The following is a 26398-nucleotide window of genomic DNA, read 5'->3' on the forward strand; positions in this document are numbered from 1 at the left end:
ATGTTTTATTCAAACGCCACATTATGTTGGGCGGAATCCTGATTTGCCCACGTAATGACTGTTCCAGGAGAGATGGTCATGCTTTCTTCACTAAAAGCGTAATGAGCAATATCTAGTTTCACTTCCCCGGAATTTGAAGCGCCCTCTTCCACATTCACTTTCATCTTCATCACTGGATGCGGTTCACAGTAAACAGAGAACTCTCCATCTTCATTGAAGACAAAGCTAGCCATATCTCCTTTTGAGGTCCTGGGTCCAACTTCGTTTCTCTATTTATAGAATAAAAAAAGCAACTCCAAATTTCAGAGTTGCTGCTTTTCACTACTTAAGGTCGAAATGGATCATCTTTTGGTTTCGTGCTGTTCCAGCTATCATGAGCGTCCTTGTTGAATGAAGATCCTTCATTTGGAGGAGTTTCATCGTATGGATAAACTTCATCCGGTGAAGGCGTGTTATATCCTTCATCAACTGGGTTCACCGGGTTAGCAGGATTCACTTCATCTACATGTGGTGTAAACCCACGTAAACTTTGCTCTTTATTTTTCTCGGGTTGGAAAGATTCTTTCAATGATTCTTTAATTGTTTCTTTTTCAGCTTTATAGTTTTCTTTTGACACTTCAGCATCCTGCAAACTCTTTTCCATCTTACTTAAATAACGAGCAGCATGTTCGCGTCCGCCTAAACCAAATGCCAGACCGAATGCTAATGCCACGCCGCCTAAGATTAGGATAAATGCAGAGTTAATAATCGAAGCTGCAATGCCCAACTGATCTAGAGCCATAAAGAATGCGAATGCAAGAATCGCATATTTGGCAACGTAACGTAATACGTGTGGAGTCCCTGTAGAATGACTCATCACACTGCCAACTAATTGTTCTGCCATATTTGCTAACCAGAAACCAACTGCCAAAATGATGATTGCAGCGATTACTGATGGCAAGTATGCAAAAATACCAGTTGCTAATGTAACCATAAATTCTAGTTCAAGTAGTTGTAAAGCTTCTACAACAAACAATAAGATAATGATTACTTGTACGACTGTACCAAGTAGAGAAGCGAAAGATGGAGCTGAACCAGCACATGATTTAAAGCCCATTTTACCGTAAATTGAATTGACACCCAATTTTTCTAGCAATGAAACTACAATGTCTTTCACCCATTTAGCAGCAACAATTCCCACCAATAAAAGAATGATAGCAATTGCGATTTTCGGCAACATAGCCAAAACATCGTTTAACATACCAACTGCAGGACCAGAAATTCCATCTAAATCCAAAATCTCTAGTGCAGTGATGGATACTGGAATCATGATTAGAATAAAGGCGATTATTCCTACAACTTTGGAAATACTTGTCCCTTCAAAGAATGAAGAAATGTTCAAGCGATCTGCCAAGCGGTCTGCACCTGCTGATTGTAAAAACTTCTCTAGTAAATTACGAACTAGTTTCGCAACAAACCAACCAATAAAGAATACAACTGCCGCAGATACTAGCTTAGGAATAAAGTTGAAGAAGCTAGCAAGCATTCCTTCAAACGGTCCACTTAATCCATCAATTCCAAGAGCATTTAGCACCGCTGGAATGAAGAGTAAGAAAATAAGATAATAAGCAACGTTAGCTGCTGTATCAGTCCATTTAGCTTGATCGGCAGGATTTGGTTCCATACCTGTTTTCGCAACATATTTGTTCAGGTTCAGCTTGTTGCCAGCCATTTGAATGACTTTCTTAACAACTGTCGCTAACACCCAAGCAAATAATAAGATTAAACCAGCTTTCAAAATGTTAAGGAAAGCACCTGTTAAGCCTGAATACATGGAAACAAATGGCATAGCCATAGCATTCAAGTTCAATATATTAAAAAATAATACAAAAGCTAGAATTAGCACGACGAAGAAGACGACTTTACTGATAATCTTTTCGACTGTCCATTTTTCGTTTTTATTTCCTAATCGCTCATTAACACGAGCTTTGCGTAACATTTTGTAAGTAAGATTTTCTAAGAACTTTGCCACGAAAAATCCGATTAATAATACCAATAAAGCTAGCAAAAGTTCTGGTAAAAATGAGAGAGTATCTCTCCAATAGTAACGATCCATCATAGCGTTTCCTCCTTTGAAATTTCAAAATTATTTGTCTTTCATGACAATCTTCATTTACCCTTTGCATTTCTTTTTAAACGCTTCACTAGCAGCTTTCTCCCCGTAAATAATCAGTACATCCTGTTTTTCCAACACGTCATCAGCCGATGGGTTGCTTATGAGTTCTTCACATCGGCGGATGGCCAAAACCGTCACGCCCATCTCTTTTCGGATCGCAGAATCTTTCAGGGATTTTCCAATGTAAGTACACGCTTCCTCAAGCGCCACTTCTTCCAATGATTGTTTCTTTTCTTTTGTATGAATGAGTAAATTCACTAAATCTGTACTTTCTGGGCGCAATACAGAACTCACCAATTCCCGGCCACCAATAGTAGAAGGGTTTATTACTCGACTGGCACCAGCACGCAATAATACTTCTTCGGAGCCTGCATTTTCTGCGCGAGCAACTACTTCAATCTTTTCATTTAAAGCTATAGCCTTGATGGTGATAAACACATTGTCTGAATCACTCGGTAACGTCGCAATCAAGCCTCGTGCTTTTGCCACATTAGCTTCTTTCAGGATATTTTCCTGCAACGGACTTCCAACAATGCGAAGTGTTCCATCCGCCAAATAGTCCACCATTTCTTCTTCGGAGTCATGAATATAGACGACTGGGACATCCTCTTCTTTTAACTGCTCGTAAACCTGTCTTCCCACTCGACCCAACCCGCATACGACGATATGATCTTCCAAATTTTTAATAGCATGTTCCATTCGTTTATTCCACACCTTTACTGAAAGTTGATGTTCAATGAAATAAGAAGCGACAGCCCCCATTGCGTAAGTGACAAAAGCCACACCAAGGGGAATCAGTAATAAAGCAAACTTTTGCCCTGATTCTGTCTCAGGAACAATGTCTCCATAACCCACCGTCATCAGAGAAATGATGGTCAAATAAAAAGCATCGAATAATTTGAGGTTTTCCAATGCCATGAAGCCAGCTGTTGCCACAGCGATTAATACAACCAAGCCGATTATGGCAAAAAGTATATGTCGGAAACGAATTCGTAAGTCCATCCATTTGGATGTATTCATTAATTCACCTGCTCATTTTTATTGTTATTCCTATACTTTTACCCTCTCGCAAACCTTTTAACACGAATTTCGTCCATTTAGTGAGGTGGAAAATACATGAAAAAGTGGACAGTAATATTTTCCTTGATTTCTATCTTCTTTCTACTGTGGATTGAACAAGGACTTGAAGTATCCTATGTATGGAAAACACTTGCCAAAGTAATGGTTTTCGTAGTATTCCCTGTACTTTTATTAAGAGGATATAAATTTGAATTTCTTCAAATAAGAAAAACACAAAAAAAGAGTATTTATCTGGCATTGGGACTGGGAATAGTGGTTGCAGGTACAGTCACAAGTGCATTCATGTTGTTAAATGATTCAATCGACTTGGTAGCGTTGCAAATAGACTTAGAAACTCGGGTTGGAGTAACAGCTTCAGTATTTCCTTTTGTCGCAGTTTACATATTGTTAGGCAATTCTTTTTTGGAGGAATTTTTCTTTCGCGGCCTACTTGTGGATTTATTAAGAGATTCCAAGTTGAAGTGGTTCCTGCCGAGCCTCTTTTTCGCTATTTACCACATTGCGATTTTCCTGCCGTGGTTCGAGTGGCCAATTTTAATCTTAGCAGTAGCCGGTCTCTTTACTGGTGGTCTGATATTCCAATGGATTAATGAAAAAAGTGGGACCATTTATCCTTCTTGGATCATTCATATATTTGCGGATATAGGTGTATTGCTAATCGGTGTTTATATGTTTTATTTCAATTAGACTCTGCCATCTTACAAAAAAAGGGAATCGACTCCCTTCCCGCGGAATTTTCAATAAAAAAACGTGAGGGAATCAAATCCCTCACGTTTCGTTAATCAGTTATTATAGATACAGTGACCTTGAATAAATCCCCATCGACTTCAATTCGCATTGAGCCTCCGTGTAAATCGACAATAGACTGCGCAATAGCCAATCCAAGTCCGGATCCTTCCGTGTGACGGGAAGTATCGGCTCGTTTGAAGCGTTCAAACAATTCATCCACATTTTCACCAAGTTCATATTTAGTCACGTTTTTCACAACAAATTGTGCATAGCCATCTACTTGTTTTAATGTCACATATACGCGTGTGCCGGCCAATGTATATTTGAGGGCATTCACAATCAAATTATCCAGCACTCTCCACCATTTCTGTCCGTCAACAAAAGCGTGTAGAGGATTTTCTGGTGCAGTTACGCGGAAATCAAGGCCAGCCGCTTGAATGTCTTCTTCGTGTTCTGCAAGAGCTTGTTGCATTAGCTGGGTTAAATCCACTCGTTGCTTATGAAGCTCCATATTGCCACTAGCCATTTTGGAAACTTCGAACAAGTCCTCTATCAATGTTTTCAATCTCTGAGATTTACGATCTAAAATCGCGACGTATGATAGACGTTCTTCAACTGTTAAATCCACTTTTTTCAGTAAATCCGTATAGGTAATAATCGATGTTAACGGTGTTCGCAAATCATGGCTGACGTTTGTGATCAGTTCAGTTTTTAACCTTTCACTTTTCGCTTGCTCTGATTGCGACATCCTCACACCTTCACGAAGCATGTTCAAATGTTTGGCATGTTTGGCCAAAACTGATTTCCCACCAATGTGTACATCTGCAATTTGATGTCCTTTTGCCATTTGTTCAGTCGCTAATGCGAGTTTATTGTAAGCAGCGACTCGCTTCAACAATAAATACAACGAAGGCATCAAAACAAACATAAATAGTGGTACATATATAATCAGCAACTCTGGAACAACAAAGGTACCCGCAAGACCTAATCCCGCCAAGAAGACCACCAACAGAATCAAAAGAATCTGAGTACCCAGTCGACGGTTAAGGAACAAGTCCTGGATTATCAAAACCCATTTTTTAAGGATGCTTTTTTCCCACATCGTTCTAATTCCATTTTTCCTGCTATCTTTAAACAACCACACTGCCTGAATGAGTGTCAACGTCAGGAAGACAACGAATAACAACACCATCATGCCTGCATATGCAGCAAATCTAAGATTGGAATAATAATACTCGTAATAGCTCAATTGATCCGAAACTATCGTTGAGAAAGCAAAGGCTAAAACCAACGGAATGAAGATTAACAATAAGCGAATCTCCAATTTTCGTTCCCGAATGAAAAGAAGTGTGGGGGAAGAAAGTACTTCGGCCTTCCTTTTGCTAAATAACCATATGGCTCCTCCAAGTGCGATCAGCCCCAACATCCAAAGAGAGTAAAAGTAGGCTTTGTTTTGATTGAAGTTGGTCAGACCCTGCATATGTTCAGATGCTAGAGTCGTTTTCGGCATCGCGACTATACCAGAAAACTGGCTAGACTGGTTTTCTACTAAATCGTTCATATTAAGGATGTATAGAGGTTTCAATTCTCCATCTTCCACATTCATATAGTCTTGTTTCACTTTTGAAAGATAAAGAAGACCGTTTTTTGAATTGTACTCTTTTTTAATTCCATCCTTGACTTCAACATCTCCAAAAGAGTAATGTTCACCTGTTTCCTCATTGGTCAATTCATAAGCCATTTGCCGTTGCAGTGCCTTCATAAGCGGGAGTGAGTTGGAGATCTTTCGATCATATTCTTCCAATGCCTGCTTTTTCGCTTCCATGATTTTAGTTCGCACCACTTCATCATCGGCAAAGTTTTTGCGTATTTCTGCAATTTTCGCATCACGCTCAATCACCAGTTCAGCCAGAATTTCATCTTCCGACAATGATGTCGCTTCCTCAATTAAACCTTCGTATTGATAACGAACGTCACGGATTTGATCCATTTGGGAACCGTAATACGTACGGTATTCTTCAATTTCATTTTCAGTCACTTCAAGATTCTTAATTTCTTTTTTCACGTCAAACCTGTTGATTAATGTTGGATAGACTTCATTCATTTGGGACTCAACAATCATGTGAAAATGATCGGATTCTTTAAAATCTTTACCCAAGTATTGTTGACCGTGTGAAGTAAATGTAATAATCGCCAATATTGTTAGGCTGACAAGTCCATAAAAAAGCCATGTTGTTCTTTTCATCACTTAGACGCCTCCTTTTAACATGCGGGTCAATTGCACAAACATCCTATTCGAGGAAAAGTTGTCATCTATTAGTTGAGCAACAAAGGAATAACAATACATGAGACTGAGCATGGCTAATGCAAGTGCTACAATGGAAAACCAGTGGGATACCTTACTTTTCGATCTTGTAGCCAATACCCCACACCACCTTTACATATCGCGGATTTTTCGGATCCGTTTCAATCTTTTCCCGAATTTTTCTAATGTGTACAGCGACGATATTTTCGGCATTGTACGCGGGTTCGTTCCAGACACGCTCATAAATTTCCCCGATAGAAAACACTCGACCGGCATTGGTCATCAGCAATTCGGTAATTTTGTATTCGATTGGAGTCAATTTGACGGTTTCCCCATCGAGCGTCACTAATTTAGCTTCCATATCCAGTGCAAGTCCACCGATTGCCACTGTGGCATTCTGTTCCTTGAACGTACCGAGATGGACGTATCGACGCAACTGTGACTTCACACGAGCCATTAGTTCCATCGGATGAAATGGCTTCGTTACATAGTCGTCTGCCCCCACAGATAATCCGTGAATTTTATCTGAGTCTTCCGCTTTGGCACTCAGCATAATGATTGGAATGTTGCGCTCTGAGCGAATTTTGAATGTTGCTTGTATGCCGTCCATATTTGGCATCATAATATCGAGAATGATTAAATGAATTTCATTCGTTTCAAGCAGCGTCAATGCTTCCACCCCATCTGCTGCTTTCAATACGCGGTACCCTTCATTTTTCAGGTAAATCTCAATTCCATCCCGAATATCCTGGTCATCATCCGTTACAAGAACCGTAAATTGTGTCATCCGTTGCACCTCATTTCTACTTCTTATGATACCAATTATATCTGCCAATTCTTAACAAACTATGAGGATAAAAATGAAGAATTTCTTAAGAAAACATCGTGGACTATCTTTCGTTTGATTTTATTTGACTGCATATGCTATTTAATCGGCATCAACTGAGATTTAATCCGCTTCAATTGCATATTAATGGGCATTAATCTAGACTTAATCGGCATCAACAACCTTTTATTCCGATTAGCCCATATATATCCAATAAAAACACTAAAAAAGTGCCTCTGGTTAAAGAGACACTTTCATTTACCTAATATACTTTGCTCGTTTTCTTCCACTGAACGTAAGAACAATAATCCCTCCGAGTAATAGTAAAACGCCTACCCATGAAACGGGGCTTAATACTTCCCCTACGATAAAGACACTCAAAACTGCTGCAGTCAACGGTTCCCCTAAAGATAACGTTACTGCTGAAGACGAAGGGACTTTTTGGAGACCCAATAAATACAGTATGTACGCAACACTGGTCGTCATAAATCCTAAGTATAAAATCGTCCAAATATTCGATGGTTCCGACACCCATGAACTGTCGAAAATGAACAAGAAAGGCATCAACATCAATGCGCTCAATGAAAATGTCATGGCAACTGCCGGAATGGCTTCCACTTTAGAAAGTAATGCTTTACTGACGATTGTATAAATGGCAAAAACAAATCCAGCAATCAAAGACAAAGTTACACCCAGTGGATTAACAGTAAGTGCGTCTTTGTTCAGAAACAAAAGACTGCATCCAATGACTGAAAGGGTTGTGGCCAATACCCAAGCGCGAGATGGCTTCATTTTAAGAAACAACCATTCTATCAAACCAGAAAAAATAGGTGCACTGCCAATAGCGACAACAGTCCCGATAGCAATACCTGTCACTCGTACGGAGGTAAAAAATAAAGGTTGGAACAATGCCATGCACAATGCACATATTAAAGTGATCAGCCATGGCCAGGTTTTGAAATTAATTTTTTTCATCACAATCATTATTAGTAATAATGAAAATCCACCAATTGCTAACCGTGACGCACCAATCGTCAAAGGCTGGGCATTTTGTGGCAAATAGGTTTGAGCTGTTCCAGTTGTGCCCCATAACACAGCAGCTAATAGCACAAGTAGGTAAGGGATCACTGTTTTCATATCGTCACCTCAAGTAGTTGTTGACTGTACCTTACCATATTTTATACATATTGAGATACAGCATATCGTCAACTATACTGTAGAAAAAGGAGTGTTGCTCTATGTATTTAACAATAGAAGAAACAGCTGAATTTTTGAGCATGCCTGAACTGCAAGTACGCCGGTACGTATTGGAAGGACGCATTAAATCTGTTCATGATGGAGAGCAGTATTTAATAAATAAAACACAATTTGATCGACACCTAGAACAAGTGGAAGACGTTAAACGGCAAATAGACGAATGGCGAAACACTCCCATTCCTGAAGATATTGATGTTAAAGATGAAGACTAACCTCGTAATTTTAACAGGCGAAAAATATGAAAATCTGTAAATCATAAAGAAAATCCAAGCATTCTGTTTTATAGAGTGCTTGGATTTTTATTTCATACCGAAGGATTCATGTAGGGTCTACCTCAGTCTAGAAAGCCTCAACTTTCAGGTGCTGAAACAGAGAGATGTTAATAAACAAAAATCAGTCCTAAAGGATTGTTCCAGGACTGATTCATTCGAAAGGTATATATTCCAAATATTTAAGTGACGGGCCGACTCCTTTTTGTTTAATATCCGAAGTAAATGGCTGGAGATAGGTTCCGTCCGTTATCGTCTTATATGTAGCATCTGCTGTTACTTCCACACGCCATTTTGTATCGGACAGCAGCACTTCGAAGTCATCTGCATTCGCTTCGTTGGCCGTGATGGTTGATTGAACTGCACTAAGCAATTTCCCGCGAAGCCCAGAATCTCTAAACGTCTCTTTCATTTCTATTTCAAATTGAGGATGTTTTCTTAATTTTTCAGGAAGTACTTCATTGTATGCTTTGATGTACGCTTGCTGTAAATCTACATCTTGAGAGACCAATTCATCCACTTTGTGATCAATCTGATCTTGAATAGATTCCCCATCTTCCTTTTTTTGTGCGGTGGATTTGGTCAGGTCACTGTCAAAATTCTCTATCCCTTTTTGGGTAACTTCCAAAAAAACGATGGTTCCCGCAAATGCTGCTTGTTGTGTGGCAGTTGAAGCTTGTTGTTTGACCACATATACTTTCGCAATATTGATGACAATGACAAAAATGACAGCGGAAATACCTAAGAGCCAGATAATATAAAAGGCAGAGTTGCCTCTTTCATTGCTTAAATACTTCATGGGACAAACACCTTGCCAGCTGCTTTCGAGTTCAATGAGACCGCGGTCTCTTTCTTCCATTCAGCTGGAATAAAGACAAGAGGGTGCTGGGCGCTGATTGTTAAAGTGAAAGCACCATTTCCTTGTGGATTAATGGATACATTGGGACTGGCCAAAAGTGCACTACCGCCAATGGATTGCATGACAGCACTTTGAGCTTCTACCGCATCTCCGGTCATAGCGTAAACCGACGCTCCATCATTTGCGGCAGACTTCAAACTCATGACTGCATAACCGGAAGCTACCACTTGCCAAAGCAATAAGAAAAAAATGAAATAGAAAGGAAGAATTCCTAGAAATTCGATACTCAATGCACCTTTTTCATTTTTTAATGTTCGTAAGCCCATCATGGGATCACCTCTATCTTCAAATATTGCACAATTCATTTTTTATGAGGTCAACATTACTATGTCTTCATCAATTCAATGATTATGTTGTGGTGCTTTCAATTCTTCGGCACGCTCTGGTGTGACAAGCATTGACGGAGCTACCATCAATGTGAAGAGTCCCAAGAAAAACAAGATAATGGCCACTCCATTGACTGGTGCAGCATCTGTCGCCAACATATAGCCCCATAAGCTGCTTCCCGCTACAAAAACGATGGAAAAGAATGAGAAAACCACTAATTTGAACCCAGTTTTACGTGGATTTAAAAGTCCTCCAGCGATTGCATCATACTTTGAAAATAGGAAAACACTGTACAGAATCAATCCAGCTAAAAGAATCCAAAAATACATGGAAGGATAAATCAATCTTAATACTGGAGATGTCATGTAAAATGCCAGACCCAGCATCATCACTAAAGAGTGAAGTGAGAAATACCTTTTGCTATCATGCTTCTGTTTCGTCCAAATAATGTGATTCACAAATGTTAATAGTATTGCTACGAGTGAATTGATAACTACCCACTGAAGGTATGTTTCCTCAGGTATTAAACTGGCCGGTAAACCCAACATAAGAAAGAGAGTAAACGTAATGAAAATACGATTTTTAACAAACGGAACTGCAAGTTTTTCAAGCTTTTTTTGTTTACTCATGACGTACTTCCCCTTTGTATAAGACATTGACCGAAAAATGGCTATTCAAATTTACTATGTCTTCATCAATTCAATGATTATTTATTACGTACTAACTTTCCCTTTTGTACTATTCGTTCAATTCGACCTTTCGGCAACTTCCCTTGCATTCCAATGCTCATAACGGCTGCAAGTGTTCCAAGCCAACAACCGATGATATATAGGACATATGAAAAATAATTCATGATTGGTTCCTGTCCATAACTTTCTGTCATAATTCGCGTTACCATGAAGTTTCCTCCACCTGAAATTAGAGCAAGTACAAGGAAAACTAGATAGTAGACAATCGTCCATTTTGATTTTTGTTCACCCGCCGTCGGTAAAACAATCTTGTAGAACGTCTCGACTTTGACAAAAAAGATTATATGGAGCACGAGCCAAATCACGATCAAGAGCAATTGAATGCCAATTTCGCCATCAAATATTTTAATTAAAGGCATAATAAAGAAAAATGCGAAAGCAGTAAACATGGCATATCCTGCAAATTTAGGAAAATCCATCTTTCCATTAGATGAGGACATTGCTTTAACGATGAAGAGTAACAATGCATACCCCAAGTAAATGATGGCTGTTAATATCATATACTCGGACTTATAAATGGGAATCCCCAGTGAGATCAGTGCAGATATCAATGGCAAAGCTAAAAACACAAAAATCGATGGATTCGGCAAAATGCAATCTCTCCAATCACTTGTTAACTGTATTCTTCAATCATAAGAGGTGGTCTTGAATTCTTCGTTGGAATGAATTGCCGTCAGGATTTAATTTCTCTATCTCTTAACTCAATCGCTCTTTCAGGTGTAATCAACATGGCAGGAGATACCATTATAAAAAATAGACCAATGAAGAAAGTAATAATTGCCAATCCAACCCATGGTACTGCTTCTGTTGCCAACATATAGGCCAATAATACGCTTCCAGAGAAAAAGAAAATTGCAAAATATGTAAAAACCAACATCTTGAAACCCTTTAATCTTGGATTTAATAGACCTTCTGCAATTGCTTCCGATTAGGCGCATACTAAGTTTAACAACGTTTCAATCTACCTCAATTATGTTGTGGTGCTTTCAATTCTTCGGCACGCTCTGGTGTGACAAGCATTGACGGAGCTACCATCAATAGGAAGAGTCCCAAGAAAAACATGATAATCGCCACTTCATTGACCGGTGCGGCATCTGACGCTAGCATATAACCCCATATGCTACTTCCCGCTACAAAAACGATGGCAAAAAAGGAGAAAACCAATAATTTGAACCCTTTTTTTCGAGGATTTAAAAGCCCTCCAGCAATTGCGTCGTACTTTGATACTAAGAAAACAGTGTACAGAATCAATCCACCTAAAAGAATCCAAAAATACATGGAAGGAAAGATCAATCTTAATATTGGAGATGTCGCGTAAAATGCCAAACCGAGCATCATCACAAAAGAGTGAAGTGAGAAATACCTTTTGCTGTCATGCTTCTGTTTCGTCCAAATCATGTAATTCACTACTGTCAAAAGCACAGCAATGATGAAATTGATCAATAACCATTTAAGGTATGTTTCTTCAGGAATAAAACTTGCTGGCAAGCCCAGCAGAAGAAACAGTGTAAAAGTAAGGAAAATGCGGTTTTTTGTGAATAAAACGCTCTCTTTTGTACTCGTTTTTTCGACTTTCAATATTAACACCTCTTCTTGAACACCTGGTTTACAGGGATGATCGATTTAGTTTGTATTGTACATAGTAGATGTGCATAAAAAACAGAGCATATTTGTTGAATTCAATTTCTGAGTTTTCTTCGATTACTTCTTTAATTCTAAAGATGGAATAATACAAGATACCAACAAATAGAAATGAAAACATCATATTTAAAGAATCGATAGTCAGTAATCCGACTTCGCTTAAAATCATGCCACCAAATAATTGAATAAGTAACAAGACTAAAGAGAGGCCAGTGAATAATTTCCAAGTTCCAAATGACACGTGGTGATTAAGTTCTAACCTTTCTATGTCCTTGCTTCTTTTTACAAACCAATAGCCAATATATGTTCCCATTGTGATGAAAGACAAAATCACCATTAAATACACATTTATCTTTTTGATTTTCTTTTCAGGCGCTTTTTTCCCAACTTTGCTGACCATCTATGTAACTCCTTCCTCAACTAACTAAATATCCAAAGCGAATTCATCGCTTCTATACCTCAAAGACAAATATATGTACAAAATAGGAAGAATCAACACATTAAGAGTGACACGTATGATTAAAAATGCCAAAACATTCGTTTCATAACTTTCCAGAAACATCATCAAACTGGTCCACAAAACAATGTTCAAACCAGCAATCACTAAGACATCACCAATAATCGATAGGTTCTCGTCTCTCATTTTTCTGAAAGTCCGTTTAATAGTCTCCCTGACACTCAGCGATTCCACAAAAAACGGAAAAATGATCAGAAATAAAATGGCAACCACGGTTGGTATGAATAATAAATACATGCCCATCAATCCCAAAGAATAAACAATTGTTGCGACAAGTAAAATCACACCGAATCGTTTGGCAAAGAAAAACAAACCTTCCGTAACTTTTATCGTTTCATCCATTCCATCTTTTTTGACCATTTTCAAAAAAGGAGGGATGCATAAAATGAAATTCAGCATTAGCAGCCACCCTGCGAGAAAAGACTCATTATGCAAAATGTCATTGCTATATACATAGACAATCCCCAAATAACTGAAAACAGTAATGGGTGCTATGATGATGAAACACCACATTAGAATAGGAAACCAGTTACGACTGTAGATTTTGAACGCTTCACCAATCATACTAATGTCCCTGCCTTCCGTTGCTTCATATACACCGTAATGATTGCTACCAACAATGTCAGAAGGACTGCCCAAGTCATGCTCCGCCCAATTCCAGCTGGATCCCACAACACCAAGACATTCAGTAAAAAATAAGAGGTGAGGATGCTGAGGATCGAAACAATTGTTGCCCCCAGGAATGCTGCGGTATAAGGGGTTTTAGGGTTCCACTTCACTGAAAAGTATCCAAGTGAGACGTATGTCAAAATCATTTGGAAAACGATATAGCCATTAAAAGATGGAATATTAAAAAACCCGATTATGAAAGAAAATAAGACCGTGATCAGAATACTGGCTCCAATTGCCTGCATTAATTTCCTCATACTGAACATGTAATCACCTCTCTCAATTAATTTTGGTTAAAGATAAGAGAGGGTTGCCACCCTACATTCAACCCTCTCTTCAGTTAAAAGCCAAATAGACTCTTAGCACCGTCAAACAGACCTTTCGCTCCATCTGCTATCCCTTTTCCTGCAGCTTTGACGCCACTTACTGCGCCATCATAAACAAATTTAACGCCATCCCTGACAGCTTTTTTCACTGCTTTACCAGGACCCGTCTCCAACAGTAATGTGACAGTCAAACCTACTAACAAACCGGCTGCTGCCCCAACAACGGTACCCAACCCTGGAACTACCGAGCCACCTACTGCGCCCGCTGCTATACTGGCCCCTATAGTGGATAACGCAGTGGTTCCGACTCCAATTGCTACATCCGTTGTCAGATCAGCTGCAAAGTCAGTCGACAACAGACCTATTGCCGATTTTTCGCCTCCTGAATAATCGTAGATGCTATTGAATGAACTTAGCGCCAAATTAACGGGTCCATTCAATTTCATCAAATTCGATTTGCCATAGAAGCTTTTCGAAAATACATTGAAATCGGTATTCAAGCTGTTCTTAACACTATTCCAAGCCGAGTTTATAAACGTTTTAGGTGAAGTGAGATCTGCAATTTTTTTGCCATCTAAAAAAGTATTTACTCGATGTGGTCTCGGATTTGCTCCATTGGTCGGCAAATAAGCATTTCTACCATCCATCGTATATTTCTTGAACTTATCATAAAAATGGTTAAAGAATTTGTTGTTAATACTGGATTGACCCGTAACTTTATAATTTCCAGATGCTAATTCATTAATAGTGTATCCGGCATATTGTGCAGTAGCCCCTTGAAGAACCGTATCACCAAACTCTAACACATATTTTTTCACGTTTTCTGTTGTACTTGCGATGGCACCAAATACTCCGCGGTCAGGCCCGCCATTTGAAGCTGTGCCTTCAGAGCCTCCACCAGTTCCTGAAGTGCCACCTTGGCCTCCGCCTGGCGATGTTCCGCCCGGTCCGGTTCCACCAGTGCCACCTTGGCCTCCGCCTGGCAATGTTCCGCCCGGTCCGGTTCCACCAGTGCCACCTTGGCCTCCGCCTGGCAATGTTCCACCAGGTCCGGTGCCACCTTGGCCTCCTCCTGGCAATGTTCCACCAGGTCCGGTGCCACCTTGGCCACCGCCTGGCAATGTTCCGCCTGGTCCGGTTCCACCAGTGCCACCTTGGCCTCCGCCAGGCAATGTTCCACCCGGTCCGGTTCCACCAGTGCCACCTTGGCCTCCGCCTGTAGATGAACCATCTGGGCCAGTCCCTCCACCGTTCGCATCACCACCTGAAGGACCTTGTCCTCCATTAGGTCCTTGTCCCCCAGTAATCGGAGTTCCCGTTTGCAGCCAGCCATTATATGGATTCGGTATGAAATTTGGCGTAATGAAGGAACCATTCGAACTTGGTTGACCCGAGATAATTGGTTGTCCAGATACGGATGAATTACCACCTTGAACTGCTTGTCCAGGCGCAATTGCCTCACCGGGTCCATTAACTTCACCAGGCGCAATGAACTGACCACCTGTAATTGGGCTTCCGCCTGTTATAGGAGAACCTGGAGTTATTGGTGTTCCTGGCGAAATGAACGAAGCCAACATAATCGACGGCCCGGCAGTCCAAAACAAAATGAATGCAATCATGCTTATGGCAAAAAACCTTCTTAATCCACTTCTCTCCACTCGTGCACCTCCTTGTTATGGAGTACTGTTTTGCTTATACGTATCTTCTAATAGCTTCATGGCTTCTTTGTAATTCATTTCATTCAATACTTTCAATTCATCACGTAGTTTGTCATATTCCTGTTCTACCCAAGTGTGATAGTCTTTATTTTTCTGTTGTAAATAATCGTGGCTTTCCTGCGACATCATTTCATGTTCTTGAAGCAAGTAAGTTAAGGTAAATCCAACTTGCTGTCTTTCGTCCACCCATTTTTTAAATTCTTTCGAATGATAGCCAAAAATGTCTAAATCATTATTAGTACGCTCATATCCTACATTGCCTTCTGTTGAGGTTTTCCAGAATCCCCACTTTTCCGCTACCTTTTTTGCTTGATCCAATTCATTTTGCAATCCTTGTGCATCCTGAACGTCTTGATAACTACCTTTCGTAGCCTCTGCTACCGCACGTAATTGCTTTTGTCCCTCACTATCAACATTAAAGCCAATGACATTCATAATCGGTGTAATATCTGATTCATACAATGTTTTTGCTGCAGTGACAGGGTCGTCGTCACAAGTAGAAATGCCATCACTGACAAGATAGACGATATTTGTATTCTTATCGCCTTTGAAAGACGCCAAATCTTTTTGGGCTTCGTTCAGAGCTAATTGAATTGGCGTCCATCCTGCAGGTTTTGCTTTCGCTAAAGCTTGTTCAAACCCATTCGCTTCATAGTTGCCGATTGGGTAAATAAGCTCGCTACTTTTACAGGAAAGTTCTTTATCAGCTTTGCTGCCGCTACCTTCTTGGCCATAGATGCGTAGACCTACGTTTGCATTTTCCGGAAGTCCTTTTACAAAATTCGTAATGGCTGATTTTGCCGCTTCCATCTGGGTTTGACCATTCATGTCTTTGCCCATGCTTCCTGAAGCATCCAAAATGACCATTACGTTCAAGTTTTCTTTAAACTGCATACGTGGATCATCGATATCGGGACTCCCAATTGATTGGAATTTAAGTTCCTGCATCAAATCTTCAGGACCTTCATAATCCTGTTGAAACACGCTGAGAATTGCATTGTAGTAATGGTCCAGTTCTTCGTTTGACGGTTTGCTCGAAATGTCAGGCAAGTCTTTCGTCAATTCATCAATTTTCTTTTGATCATTTTCCTCAATGACAGCCAAGTAGCCGGTATATCCTGGTGTTAATGCCGCCAATTCATTCAAATTTTCAGGTAAAGGTTCAACGATCATTTTATTGTTAGTTTCTGAATCCTTTTCGGGCTCAGAATCATTTGAAGGCTCAAATTTACTAGAAGTATCGTTTTTATTCGATATTTCTTCTCCTGGAACAATCCCTGTCTTCTTTGTTTCCTCATTACAGCCATACAAAGCCATTATGAGTAAACCAGTCAAGATGAGTTGTTTCTTACTCATTCTGATACCGCCTCTCTAAGGTATTTGTCCATGTATAAGGAATTAGCCGACCATTCCGCCGATCTTGGAAACGATTTTACCGATCAAATCTCCGATTGCCCCAGATTGTCCACTTACTGCTGTCGAGATAATCCCTAATACTAAAATCAATAATGCTGCCAGCCCTAACCATTCAAGTGATTGTGCACCTTTTTCGTTTTTCACCGGTACTACGATATTCATCCATGCGTTCATTAATAAGTTTTTCATTTTGTTTTCTCTCCTCTGAGCTTGTTTTTTTATTGGAATAAATCAAAAATGCCTTTGTTTTGGTTGAACATATTTATCATCATCAAGCCTCCGATTAATACGAGCGAAGATGGCAGAACCAAAAATGTCGTAACGAGTGTTACTTTTGGTGAAGCTTTCGCCGCCTTCTCTTTAATCATCTCTTTCTTCAACTTTCGCATTTCTTCGGCTTGTTGTTTGAAAGTATCTGCAATTGGTACACCCAATCGCTCGCCTTGAATCAAGGACTTTATCAATATTTGAAACTCTTTTGAATCATTACGGACAAGTAACGTCCGATAGGCTTCCGCTCGCGGTACACCAACGTTAATTTCCTGAATGAATCGTCCGAATTCCTCTTTCACTGGTCCTTCAAAATACGGAACAATGTCACGAATTGCTTGATCCATCGCGACCCCAGCCTGCAAAGTAACGCTCATCGTATCCAGAAAATCCGGTAACTGATACGAAATTTCCTCCTGGCGATTTTTCGCTTTGGAGCGAATCCACATAATCGCACTCATATAGCCAAAAATCGGCAACAGGATAATCATAAATTGTGAAAAGGGCAGTAGTAGAATGAGAGATATTCCGCCTGCAAAGAATCCAACAATCATTAAAAAGATTTTCAATCCTTGAAAGCGTTCAACTGTCAGTTCATAAGGATATCCGGCCTGTATCAACCACTTTTTAACTTCCTCATTTTCACTGAAAAAATTAATGCGTTGGCCCAAATCTGCGAAATCATCAGCAAATTTGAACATCTTGGCAACCAGTTTCTCTTTACGTGTGATTTTCCGATGGAAGGTATCGTAAATAAAAAGTGATTCTTCTACTTGTTCTTTCAATGCTTTTCGTTCACGCCAGTACACAAATAATGAGTGAAGGGCAATTCCAACAAAAATTATTGACAACAGTACAGATAAAGCAATAATTCCATCCATTTCATCACACCCTTATATTAGTGATTTTACGGACAATCACGAATGTTAGAATTGTACCGGTCAAGAAGAAAGCAAATAGGATGAATCCCAGTCCGGTAAATAAGGGATCCAAAAAACCATCGATAATGTTGTTCATCATCAGTACTAGGAATATCGGAATGACCGGAACAATGTAGGAAATATAACGTTGTTCTGCAGTCATCGTTTTGATTTCCTGTTTCAATAACTTACGTTCATCCAGTGTCTGACTCATTTCATCCAGTACAGCGTACAAATTACCGCCGGCTTTCTTCTGGATAAGCATAGTAGCTGTGAACAATTGAAATTCTTTATCATCCACTCGTTTTTCCATGCTGCGTATCGCTGCACCGAAGTCTATTCCAAGAGATAATTCATGCGCCAATCTTTTAAACTCTGATTTTGCCGGTTCTGCTATTTCTTGCGCTACAAGTTGAATTCCTTGATTTAGCGTCATACCAGATCGTGTAGCATTAGCTAGGATACGGCAAATTTCTGGAAGCTGTTCGACCAACAATTGCTTCTTCTTATTTTTACGCACCATGAACAATACACGGCGCCCTCCCTCTACGAGTAACAGGGCAACGAACAAACTAGCAAGCATGTTCAGATTGAAAAAGTTTTGCAGACCAACAATCAATCCCATATATGAAACTATTAACGCTCCCAAAAATTCTGATGGCGTGAAGCCAATATTTGCATCTACCAGCTTTTGTTCCAGCGCTTTTGCCGACTCGGTTTGATCGTACTTAGCTCCAATGACAACCAACACACTTTTACGACGTTCTCCATCTCGATAAAACTGTTGGACTTGTTTACGCCACTCTCGTTTTTCTTTTCGATAGCCAAGATAGAAATAAAAACCTACGATGAACACGAGAATGGTCAGCATCGCCAGTAAGCCTTCGGTCATACGACTACACCTCGTTTCACTGGCTCGAATAACGATTCGTCCATGTCAATTCCAAAGACACGGATTCGATTTAAACACTGGGGAATTTCACCAGTCGGAATAAAATGTCCTTCGACCTCTCCATCCTTCGTTAAACCGGTCCTTTGAAACTTAAAGATTTCAACAATCCGATGTTTGCCATCATTTTTTTGCACTTCAGAAATCGAAACGATTTTCCGAGTTCCATCTGTCAGTCGTGTTGCCTGAATAATGATGTCTAAAGCTCCGACAATGTATTCTCGAATAATAGTAGAAGGTAAATCCATTCCTGCCATGATGACCATCGCTTCCACTCGGCGCAATGCATCGTCCGCATTATTGGCATGGACAGTTGTGATTGACCCTTCGTGCCCGGTGTTCATCGCTTGGAGCATATCAAATGCTTCGCCACTTCGAACTTCCCCGACAATGATACGGTCTGGCCTCATACGTAGCGCGTTTCGCACCAAGTTTCGGATGCTGACTTCGCCTTTTCCTTCAACGTTCGCTGGTCTGGCTTCCATTCCAACAACGTTAGGTCGGTCGAGTCGAAGCTCTGCCGAATCTTCTATCGTAATGACCCGTTCTCCGTGAGGAATGGATGTTGCGATTACATTCAACAAGGTTGTTTTACCAGATCCTGTACCGCCACTGATAAGAGTGTTCATTTTGGCTCTGACAATCCCGTCTAGAAACGTTGCCATATCTTTGCTCATGGAATTAAACTGCAGTAAATCCTCCACTTTAAATGGTTCTGCTCGGAATTTCCGGATGGAAACCAGTGTGCCTGATAAACTGATTGGTGAAATAACTGCATTTACACGGCTGCCATCTGGCAATCTGGCATCTACCATTGGTGAGCTTTCATCGATTCGTCTGCCGAGTGGTGCAACAATTCGGTCCACAATGTGCCGAACGTGCTCATCATTCCTGAAGGCAATTTGTACTTCCTGAAGCTTTCCTTTTCTTTCCACATAAACTTCCTGATATCCATTGATCAGAATCTCCGTAATATCGGGATCATTTATGAGAGGTTCGAGCGGTCCAAAACCTACTGATTCGTCTAGAATTCTAGTAATTAACAGTTCTTTATCATGCCTTGAAATAATCACTTTCTCTTCGGACATGAAAGTAGAAACATATTGTTCGATGCGTAAACGCATTTCTCCTGAAGACAACTGCGTTAAGGCTTCTAAGTTTGTGTCGCGCAATAAACGTGCCTTATAATGTTCGACTAATTCATCGACGAGGTGGTTTTCATATTCGTAAGAGGTTGGCTTTTTCTGCACAAGCTTCTCTTTTCTCTTTTCAAACAGTGAGCTCATCCCTCTTCACCTCCTATTGCTTTAATACATCTCGTGCAAACTTTCGAATATCTTTGGCAAATGGGATTAATTTACGCTCTTTCTGCACTTTTCTGACGGGCATGCCTTTATTGATATAGGGTTGTAACCCCTTAATGTCCCTGCGAATGGAAGCAGCAACCGGAAAACGCAGTACATTTTTCAAATCACTTTGCTGGACTTCGTTTTCTTTGGCCAGTTCATTCAGCACGATTTCCATGCGATTTGCCAATGAAATGCCGAGCCTTGTGCTCAGTGTCTCGAACTGCTTCAACGTTTTGAGTGCTGAAGTTTCAGGAGCTAATATGTAAAATACTTTGTCTGACTCTTCTAATGCTGTAACAACCTGTGTATTCATATGACTTGGCAAATCAATTAACACGTAATCAAATGAACGTCTGCATGTACGAATCAATTTGGCAATAAACTCTTCATCGATTGATTCTGCAATTTCCGCGTCACAAGGGCTAATGAGAATTTCTAGCTTGGAATCTTCCTGCGTTTCCGATACATTCCGGATATGACTTTCATTTAATTCCTCAACTACTGGCATTAAGTCGGCCAGCGAACGGTTAGATTCAATAGAAAAGACGTTTTCGATTCCACCGTACTGAGTGTTCAAATCGATCAAAATCACTTCCGCCGTTGACTCAAGCTTTAAAGTTTGAGCAACTGAAGAAGCAATTAATGTACGGCCACTTCCACCTTTTCCACTATAGAAAGAAAAAATCTTCCCCCGATTCCTCCCATAGGTTACAGCTGCTTCTTCCATCGAATTCTTCTTAATTTCATAGTTTTTTACGATAGTTGGGAATCGGCTGGCAAATAAACTGGCTTCATCAGGGAATACGAAGAACTCATCCGCTCCTGAACGAATGATTGAACGGAGCAATGAAAAGTCAGATTCATTGGCAACAAACAATAGCAGACATGCCGGGTTAACCATTCGAATCGATTGAACCAATTCCACAGAAGCTTCTGTTTCAAATTGAGAAACAATCACAATATCTCGTGTTTCCCGATTCATTTCACGAATGGCTTCTGGATAATTAACCGTAGTTACGCTTTTTGAAAAACTTTCAGCAATTATTTTTAGTTGCGCCGTGCTTTGCTCCCCTTCACTAACAATCAAAATATTTATATGTGATTCCATCTTGTCAGCCTCTCTTCTTTACCTTACTGTCCGCTGCCTGAAGTCGTTCCTGCTGCTTTCGGTGTTTCTTTTTTTGTATTATCTTTTGGTTGTGTAGGTGCAGGCTTCGTTGCTGGTGGAGTTGCTGGTTTAGCTTCCGACTTTGGCTGTGCGGCTGCATCCTCCTGCGTTGCTTGTTCTTCAGTTTCTTCTAGAGGCAGGCTATTTTGACCAACATTAGCTTTTAATATTCGAATATGATCAGCATAATTTTGCATATGTATTAGTTTAGGTGCTTGTTCAGCCGTCACTTCGACTGCAATCCCTCTCATGCCTTCTTTATCACCTAACGCCCATCTTACTACCACATCTTTCATGAACATGGTCGTTTTGCGATCGCCATTATTATCAGTCGATACAACAATATCTACTCGATCTAGACTTTCGATTACTTGGTCAAATTGAATTTTTTCTGAGCTATTTAAGCTGACCAACCTATTATTTTCATTTTGTAGTGTTGTAGCTGGTTTGATCATGCTTTTGGTGATGATATCCCCTTCCTTGAGAGGCAGGACGGAAACTTGGTACTGCAGTTCTTCGAACGATGTGATATGAGAATCTTTAACTACAAACTTATTTGGAATTTCCATAACGGTTACTTGGTCTTCCTGAATTACTTCTCGAGAAAGAATCTCTCCATTAGCCACATAAATTTTTGTCATTGCTCCTAATTCGGAATTTAAGTCTTTAACTTTCTGAAGGACCATATACCCAGTGGCGGCCGCTAAAATAAAGGCCAAAATAAAGAATACAGCCGCACGCCTTTTTGCCTCTAACATTCATTAATCCCTCTTTTCAAAATGGTTTCTTTTTTACTTATTTAGGTATAATCCTTCAATGAATACCTCTAAGGTCATATATTATTTACCACTTCCTTACCTCTAATGTCAAAGTTGGATAATATTCCCAACACACTTTTCGTAGTTCCCTTGTACCATGTATATAAACCTATTTCACGATATTTATTTTTACCTAATCACCAAAACGTTGATATAATGCGATTCGTTAAATTTGTTATAATTTTATATCACAACTATTTCACCTTTAATAAACCTTTTTTTTACAATTATAGGGTATAATGAATCTTTATTTTTTCCATGTAATCCCAATAACCTCGACTTCAAGATACTTAAAATCAAGTGTTTTGAATGTATTCCTTCTATATAATAAGTGCGTTATTTTTCCCAATAGAAAAACCGCTTCATTTCTCCATTTGGAGAGAATGTAGCGGTTCGATTTTCTTATATGGTAACTAAAATTTGAGTCCGTTTGCCGATAATTTCTGCATAATCTTTCACCATGGCACTTGCAGTCGGTAATTTACCTGCTCCCGGGCCCACTAAAGTTAAAGTTCCCATGTAATCCGTTTCAAGTGCAATTGCGTTATTTACTCCCTCAATTGCATACAAAGGATGCTCTGGACCTACCAATCTTGGACCAACACTTGCATGTAAGGACCCATCTACCTTTTCGACAATTTCTGCCACATGTCTGAAACGCAAACCCTCCCTTGCAGCCCCCAGTACTTGTTCAAGAGTGATATCTCCTATTCCTTCAATCGATACATCATCCCACTTTGGTTGTTTACCGAATGCTAAATTACTCAATATCATAAGCTTTCGAAATGCGTCTTGACCTGAAATGTCATTGAAAGGATCTGCCTCTGCGTACCCCAGTAACTTTGCTTCCTCCAAAGCATCCTGAAAACTGCTTTCTTGCACCCTCATTTGAGTTAAGATGTAATTTGATGTTCCATTTAATATCCCTTGAATTCTTTGAACCTGATTTACTAGAAGAATATTTTTCAAAGTTGAAATTATGGGAACACCGCCAGCTGTAGTTGCTTCATATCCCACATGGACACCTTGCCTATTTGCAAGTTCCTGTAACTCCAAGCCATGCTTTGAGAACATGACTTTATTAGCCGTAATGACATGACAACCTTTTTGAATGGCCTTACATAAATAATCGTAAGCAGGGTCTTCTCCCACAATGGCTTCAAAAACAATTTGAAGATCTGGGATAGCTTCAATTTCATCAAAGTTGTCAGTGAACAATACATCTGGAGCTGCCATGCGGCTTTTTGTCTTATCCCTTATCAGAATTGCTTTGATGTCTATATCTAATCCAAGTGATTCTTTTAATTGATCCTTTTTCTCATTAAGTATTTGGTAAATACCTTGACCAACTGTGCCAAAACCTAAGATTGCTGCTTGAATCGTCGCCATGACTTTACCCCCAAGTGAACAGATAATATATCTCCCCATGTCTCAAATTCAGTCAGAAAGCCATCATGACCGAATCGTGTGTTGACCATACAGAAATGATGATCAGGAACGAGATGCGCAAAAGAGCAAATGTCCTCAGGTGGATATAGTAAATCATATGTGAATGCTATGGTAATCACTTTTGCTTCAAATTGCTTTGCCGCAATTTCTATACCCCCTCTATCCCTTCCGATATCATGGGTATTCATTGCTCTTAACAAGGTAAGGTAGCTATTCGCATCAAAACGGTTAGCCAGTTTTACCCCTTGATATTTCATATAGGATTCGATTTCGAACAATCCATCGCTTCTGGTCTTTCTGGCAAAACGGTTCTTATGTAATTGTTCACTACGATAAGTAACCAGCCCCGCCATTCGAGCCGTTTCAAACCCCTTGATATCCGAGGAACAGGTATAGTTTCCATTGAGATAATTCGCATCCGTCTCAATTGCATGGATTCCAATGTAGTTAAAAGCAATACCTGTGTCACTTAGATAAGGGGTAACTGCTAAAGGAATAAGAATATCCATATCTTTTGGATAAAGTAATCCCCACTCCAGAACACGCATGCCACCAAGTGACCCACCAACTACCGCATGAAGCCGATTAATACCCAAAGCCTGTAATGCCTTTTTTTCCGCATGAACCATATCGCGAATTGTAATTGTCGGAAAGGATGATCGATATGGATTGCCTGTAGAGGGATTGATGGTCAACGGCCCCGTCGTACCCGAGCATCCTCCAAGGACATTCAGTGTAATAACTCGAAAAGAGTCGGTATCAATATTCTTTCCCGGTCCAATTAACCCGCTCCACCAGCCCGGTGATTCCTTTGATCCAACGGCATATTGATTGCCAGTTAACGCATGACAAACCAAAACAACTGGTGCTTCTGAAGGACCAAGAGTTTCATATGAAAGTTCAACATGCTCAAGCCATTCTCCAGACTCTAGTTGAAAATTCCCGATTGTCACACTTCCTGTTGCCATTAAATTCACCTCCACATTAAACCGTTACGACGGTGGCATGTTCTATTGCTTTCCCCAAATCGGCTACCAGGTCTTTCACAGATTCCAATCCTACTGATAGACGAATCAACTCTTCCGTTACACCCGATTGCTTCAACTCTTCACTGCTTAACTGTTGATGGGTTGTTGAAGCAGGATGGATAATGAGCGATTTTGCATCCCCTACATTAGCCACATGCGACCAGATTTGGACATGGTCGATAAGTTTTCGTCCTGCTTTCCGACCTCCTTTAATGCCAAAATTCACAATCGAGCCGTATCCATTCTTTAAGTACTTGTTTGCCAATTGATGAGATGGATGAGATTCGAAACCATTGAAACTTACCCATTCTACTGCCGGATGATTTGCTAAGTATTGTGCGACTGCAATTGCATTTTCATTATGTTTCGGTACGCGGAGATGCAATGTTTCAAGACCTTGCAAAAAAGCGAATGCATTATCCGGGCTTAGGCATGGACCGAAGTCACGCAGTAGCTGGACCCGCAGTTTAATCGCGAAAGCCACTTGGGGGACATCAATCCCGTAACGAAGGCCATGGTAGCTCGTATCCGGTTCCGTAAAGCCAGGAAACTTCTCGCTGTTCCAATCAAACTTACCTGCATCCACAACGACACCGCCGATTGACGTACCGTGTCCCCCAATCCATTTCGTAGCTGAATGAACGACTACATCCGCACCGAATTCGATAGGGTTGCTTCCGTATGGCGTTGCAAACGTATTATCGATAATCAACGGAATTCCGTTCTCGTGTGCAATGTCAGCTACAGCTTCTACGTCCAAAACATGAAGGCTTGGGTTTCCGATGATTTCCCCGAAAATGGCTTTCGTTTTATCGGTAATGGCCCCGCGGAAATTCTCAGGATCGGTGGAATCTACAAACTTCACCGTGATTCCATACCGTGGAAGTGTATTGGCAAATAGATTGTAGGTCCCACCATACAAATTGCCAGCAGCGACGATTTCATCACCGGCTCCTGCTACATTCAGAATGGAGAAGGCTATCGCAGCCATGCCACTCGATAGGGCTACCGCTGCTGTGCCACCTTCCAATAACGCGATTCGCTGTTCAAATACGTCCACAGTCGGGTTGCCGATGCGTGAATAAATGTGTCCAGTTTCCTGCAAGGCGAATAAGTTTTGGGCATGTTCCGTATCTCTGAAAACAAAAGAAGTTGTTTTGTGGATTGGCACTGCACGGGAACCCGTGATTGGGTCCGGCTGCTGACCTCCGTGTAAAAGTAGAGTTTCCGGTTGAAGATTTGTCATTGTTTTCCCTCCTGGATTGTGTTTTAGATGGAAGTGTGGAGGCGAAAGAGGAGTTTTATGAACAGAAAAAAGCCCCGTCTTCGCTTAAGAAGAGGGGCTCACAAGTGCGTGATCCTCCTCTTATCTTTCAGATCTCCACTAAAGAAATCTGTAGGAATTAGCACCTTTGCAAGTTAATCACTTGCCGGTTGCCGGGCATCGCAGGGCCTAGTCCCTCCGCCACTCTAGATAAGAGTATTTGATTTAGTTTTCCATCTTGAGAATCAGTATATGTTTAATATCCATAAATAGTCAAGAA

Annotated in this window: 28 protein-coding genes and 1 riboswitch; of the genes, 2 read left to right on the forward strand and 26 right to left on the reverse strand. The window is 40.4% G+C overall.

The features are described 5' to 3' along the window. Positions 1 to 5: 5 nt before the first annotated feature. The 3 genes from MHH33_RS15445 to MHH33_RS15455 form a co-directional block, all read right to left on the reverse strand. On the reverse strand, positions 6 to 233 hold the full coding sequence (locus tag MHH33_RS15445; protein WP_342542251.1) for a hypothetical protein: 228 nt from the start codon (positions 231 to 233) through the stop codon (positions 6 to 8). A 92-nt stretch (positions 234 to 325) separates the two neighbouring features. Further along, positions 326 to 2098, reverse strand: coding sequence for a mechanosensitive ion channel (locus MHH33_RS15450; protein ID WP_342542252.1), 1773 nt, complete (start codon positions 2096 to 2098; stop codon positions 326 to 328). Between the two features lie 54 nt (positions 2099 to 2152). Then, positions 2153 to 3175, reverse strand: coding sequence for a potassium channel protein (locus MHH33_RS15455; protein WP_342542253.1), 1023 nt, complete (start codon positions 3173 to 3175; stop codon positions 2153 to 2155). 96 nt (positions 3176 to 3271) lie between these two features. Here MHH33_RS15455 and MHH33_RS15460 point away from each other — a divergent pair, with 96 nt between their 5' ends. Beyond that, the gene (locus MHH33_RS15460) at positions 3272 to 3922 is read left to right on the forward strand and encodes a CPBP family intramembrane glutamic endopeptidase (RefSeq protein ID WP_342542254.1); all 651 of its coding nucleotides are present in this window, start codon (positions 3272 to 3274) and stop codon (positions 3920 to 3922) included. Between the two features lie 91 nt (positions 3923 to 4013). On the opposite strand, the gene MHH33_RS15465 is transcribed toward MHH33_RS15460, so the two are convergent. From MHH33_RS15465 to MHH33_RS15475, 3 genes are all read right to left on the reverse strand, one after another. Further along, the gene (locus MHH33_RS15465; protein ID WP_342543787.1) at positions 4014 to 6209 is read right to left on the reverse strand and encodes an ATP-binding protein; all 2196 of its coding nucleotides are present in this window, start codon (positions 6207 to 6209) and stop codon (positions 4014 to 4016) included. 154 nt (positions 6210 to 6363) lie between these two features. Continuing rightward, the gene (locus MHH33_RS15470; protein ID WP_016428413.1) at positions 6364 to 7056 is read right to left on the reverse strand and encodes a response regulator transcription factor; all 693 of its coding nucleotides are present in this window, start codon (positions 7054 to 7056) and stop codon (positions 6364 to 6366) included. A gap of 297 nt (positions 7057 to 7353) precedes the next feature. Beyond that, on the reverse strand, positions 7354 to 8232 hold the full coding sequence (locus tag MHH33_RS15475) for an EamA family transporter (protein WP_342542255.1): 879 nt from the start codon (positions 8230 to 8232) through the stop codon (positions 7354 to 7356). Between the two features lie 101 nt (positions 8233 to 8333). Here MHH33_RS15475 and MHH33_RS15480 point away from each other — a divergent pair, with 101 nt between their 5' ends. Next, complete coding sequence (locus tag MHH33_RS15480; RefSeq protein WP_016428415.1) at positions 8334 to 8564, forward strand: excisionase family DNA-binding protein; 231 nt, start codon at positions 8334 to 8336, stop codon at positions 8562 to 8564. Between the two features lie 211 nt (positions 8565 to 8775). Here MHH33_RS15480 and MHH33_RS15485 read toward each other — a convergent pair whose 3' ends face one another. The 20 genes from MHH33_RS15485 to MHH33_RS15580 all read right to left on the reverse strand — a co-directional run bounded on the left by MHH33_RS15485 (position 8776) and on the right by MHH33_RS15580 (position 26100). Beyond that, positions 8776 to 9420 (reverse strand): hypothetical protein, encoded by a 645-nt coding sequence (locus tag MHH33_RS15485; protein ID WP_016428416.1) that lies wholly within the window; start codon positions 9418 to 9420, stop codon positions 8776 to 8778. After that, positions 9417 to 9845, reverse strand: a complete 429-nt coding sequence (locus tag MHH33_RS15490) for a pilus assembly protein (RefSeq protein WP_342542256.1) — start codon at positions 9843 to 9845, stop codon at positions 9417 to 9419. Before MHH33_RS15490 ends, MHH33_RS15485 begins: the two co-directional genes overlap by 4 nt. A 36-nt stretch (positions 9846 to 9881) precedes the next feature. Continuing rightward, entirely contained in the window at positions 9882 to 10496 is a 615-nt protein-coding gene (locus MHH33_RS15495) for a hypothetical protein (RefSeq protein ID WP_016428418.1), read from the reverse strand. A 77-nt stretch (positions 10497 to 10573) separates the two neighbouring features. Next, on the reverse strand, positions 10574 to 11206 hold the full coding sequence (locus MHH33_RS15500) for a hypothetical protein (RefSeq protein ID WP_016428419.1): 633 nt from the start codon (positions 11204 to 11206) through the stop codon (positions 10574 to 10576). 83 nt (positions 11207 to 11289) lie between these two features. After that, positions 11290 to 11493 carry a hypothetical protein gene (locus tag MHH33_RS15505; protein WP_016428420.1) on the reverse strand — a complete coding sequence of 68 codons (204 nt, stop codon included), beginning with the start codon at positions 11491 to 11493 and terminating at the stop codon, positions 11290 to 11292. Between the two features lie 89 nt (positions 11494 to 11582). Then, on the reverse strand, positions 11583 to 12194 hold the full coding sequence (locus tag MHH33_RS15510; protein ID WP_016428421.1) for a hypothetical protein: 612 nt from the start codon (positions 12192 to 12194) through the stop codon (positions 11583 to 11585). 28 nt (positions 12195 to 12222) lie between these two features. Beyond that, positions 12223 to 12657: a DUF4234 domain-containing protein gene (locus MHH33_RS15515; protein WP_016428422.1), complete on the reverse strand. Its 435-nt coding sequence runs from the start codon at positions 12655 to 12657 to the stop codon at positions 12223 to 12225. Positions 12658 to 12681: 24 nt separating this feature from the next. Then, positions 12682 to 13413 (reverse strand): hypothetical protein, encoded by a 732-nt coding sequence (locus MHH33_RS15520; RefSeq protein ID WP_196930506.1) that lies wholly within the window; start codon positions 13411 to 13413, stop codon positions 12682 to 12684. Beyond that, entirely contained in the window at positions 13335 to 13700 is a 366-nt protein-coding gene (locus tag MHH33_RS15525) for a hypothetical protein (protein ID WP_342542257.1), read from the reverse strand. Before MHH33_RS15525 ends, MHH33_RS15520 begins: the two co-directional genes overlap by 79 nt. 83 nt (positions 13701 to 13783) lie before the next feature. Further along, positions 13784 to 15427, reverse strand: a complete 1644-nt coding sequence (locus tag MHH33_RS15530) for a hypothetical protein (protein WP_342542258.1) — start codon at positions 15425 to 15427, stop codon at positions 13784 to 13786. A gap of 15 nt (positions 15428 to 15442) precedes the next feature. After that, the gene (locus MHH33_RS15535) at positions 15443 to 16843 is read right to left on the reverse strand and encodes a VWA domain-containing protein (RefSeq protein ID WP_016428426.1); all 1401 of its coding nucleotides are present in this window, start codon (positions 16841 to 16843) and stop codon (positions 15443 to 15445) included. Between the two features lie 42 nt (positions 16844 to 16885). Beyond that, entirely contained in the window at positions 16886 to 17092 is a 207-nt protein-coding gene (locus tag MHH33_RS15540) for a hypothetical protein (protein ID WP_016428427.1), read from the reverse strand. 29 nt (positions 17093 to 17121) lie between these two features. Further along, entirely contained in the window at positions 17122 to 18054 is a 933-nt protein-coding gene (locus MHH33_RS15545) for a type II secretion system F family protein (RefSeq protein ID WP_016428428.1), read from the reverse strand. A 4-nt stretch (positions 18055 to 18058) separates the two neighbouring features. After that, on the reverse strand, positions 18059 to 18985 hold the full coding sequence (locus tag MHH33_RS15550; RefSeq protein WP_016428429.1) for a type II secretion system F family protein: 927 nt from the start codon (positions 18983 to 18985) through the stop codon (positions 18059 to 18061). Further along, positions 18982 to 20328 (reverse strand): CpaF family protein, encoded by a 1347-nt coding sequence (locus tag MHH33_RS15555; protein ID WP_016428430.1) that lies wholly within the window; start codon positions 20326 to 20328, stop codon positions 18982 to 18984. The genes MHH33_RS15550 and MHH33_RS15555 overlap by 4 nt, the downstream gene beginning before the upstream one ends. Before the next feature lie 13 nt (positions 20329 to 20341). Further along, the gene (locus tag MHH33_RS15560) at positions 20342 to 21499 is read right to left on the reverse strand and encodes an AAA family ATPase (protein WP_016428431.1); all 1158 of its coding nucleotides are present in this window, start codon (positions 21497 to 21499) and stop codon (positions 20342 to 20344) included. A 23-nt stretch (positions 21500 to 21522) separates the two neighbouring features. Next, complete coding sequence (locus tag MHH33_RS15565) at positions 21523 to 22317, reverse strand: SAF domain-containing protein (RefSeq protein ID WP_342542259.1); 795 nt, start codon at positions 22315 to 22317, stop codon at positions 21523 to 21525. A 462-nt stretch (positions 22318 to 22779) separates the two neighbouring features. Next, on the reverse strand, positions 22780 to 23766 hold the full coding sequence (locus MHH33_RS15570; protein ID WP_342542260.1) for a homoserine dehydrogenase: 987 nt from the start codon (positions 23764 to 23766) through the stop codon (positions 22780 to 22782). Beyond that, positions 23739 to 24794 (reverse strand): homoserine O-acetyltransferase, encoded by a 1056-nt coding sequence (locus MHH33_RS15575; protein WP_342542261.1) that lies wholly within the window; start codon positions 24792 to 24794, stop codon positions 23739 to 23741. The genes MHH33_RS15570 and MHH33_RS15575 overlap by 28 nt, the downstream gene beginning before the upstream one ends. 16 nt (positions 24795 to 24810) lie before the next feature. Next, positions 24811 to 26100: an O-acetylhomoserine aminocarboxypropyltransferase/cysteine synthase family protein gene (locus MHH33_RS15580; protein WP_342542262.1), complete on the reverse strand. Its 1290-nt coding sequence runs from the start codon at positions 26098 to 26100 to the stop codon at positions 24811 to 24813. A 117-nt stretch (positions 26101 to 26217) separates the two neighbouring features. After that, positions 26218 to 26335, reverse strand: a riboswitch (SAM riboswitch). Positions 26336 to 26398 lie beyond the last annotated feature (63 nt).

Source organism: Paenisporosarcina sp. FSL H8-0542 (assembly GCF_038632915.1).
Classification (GTDB): Bacteria; Bacillota; Bacilli; order Bacillales_A; family Planococcaceae; genus Paenisporosarcina.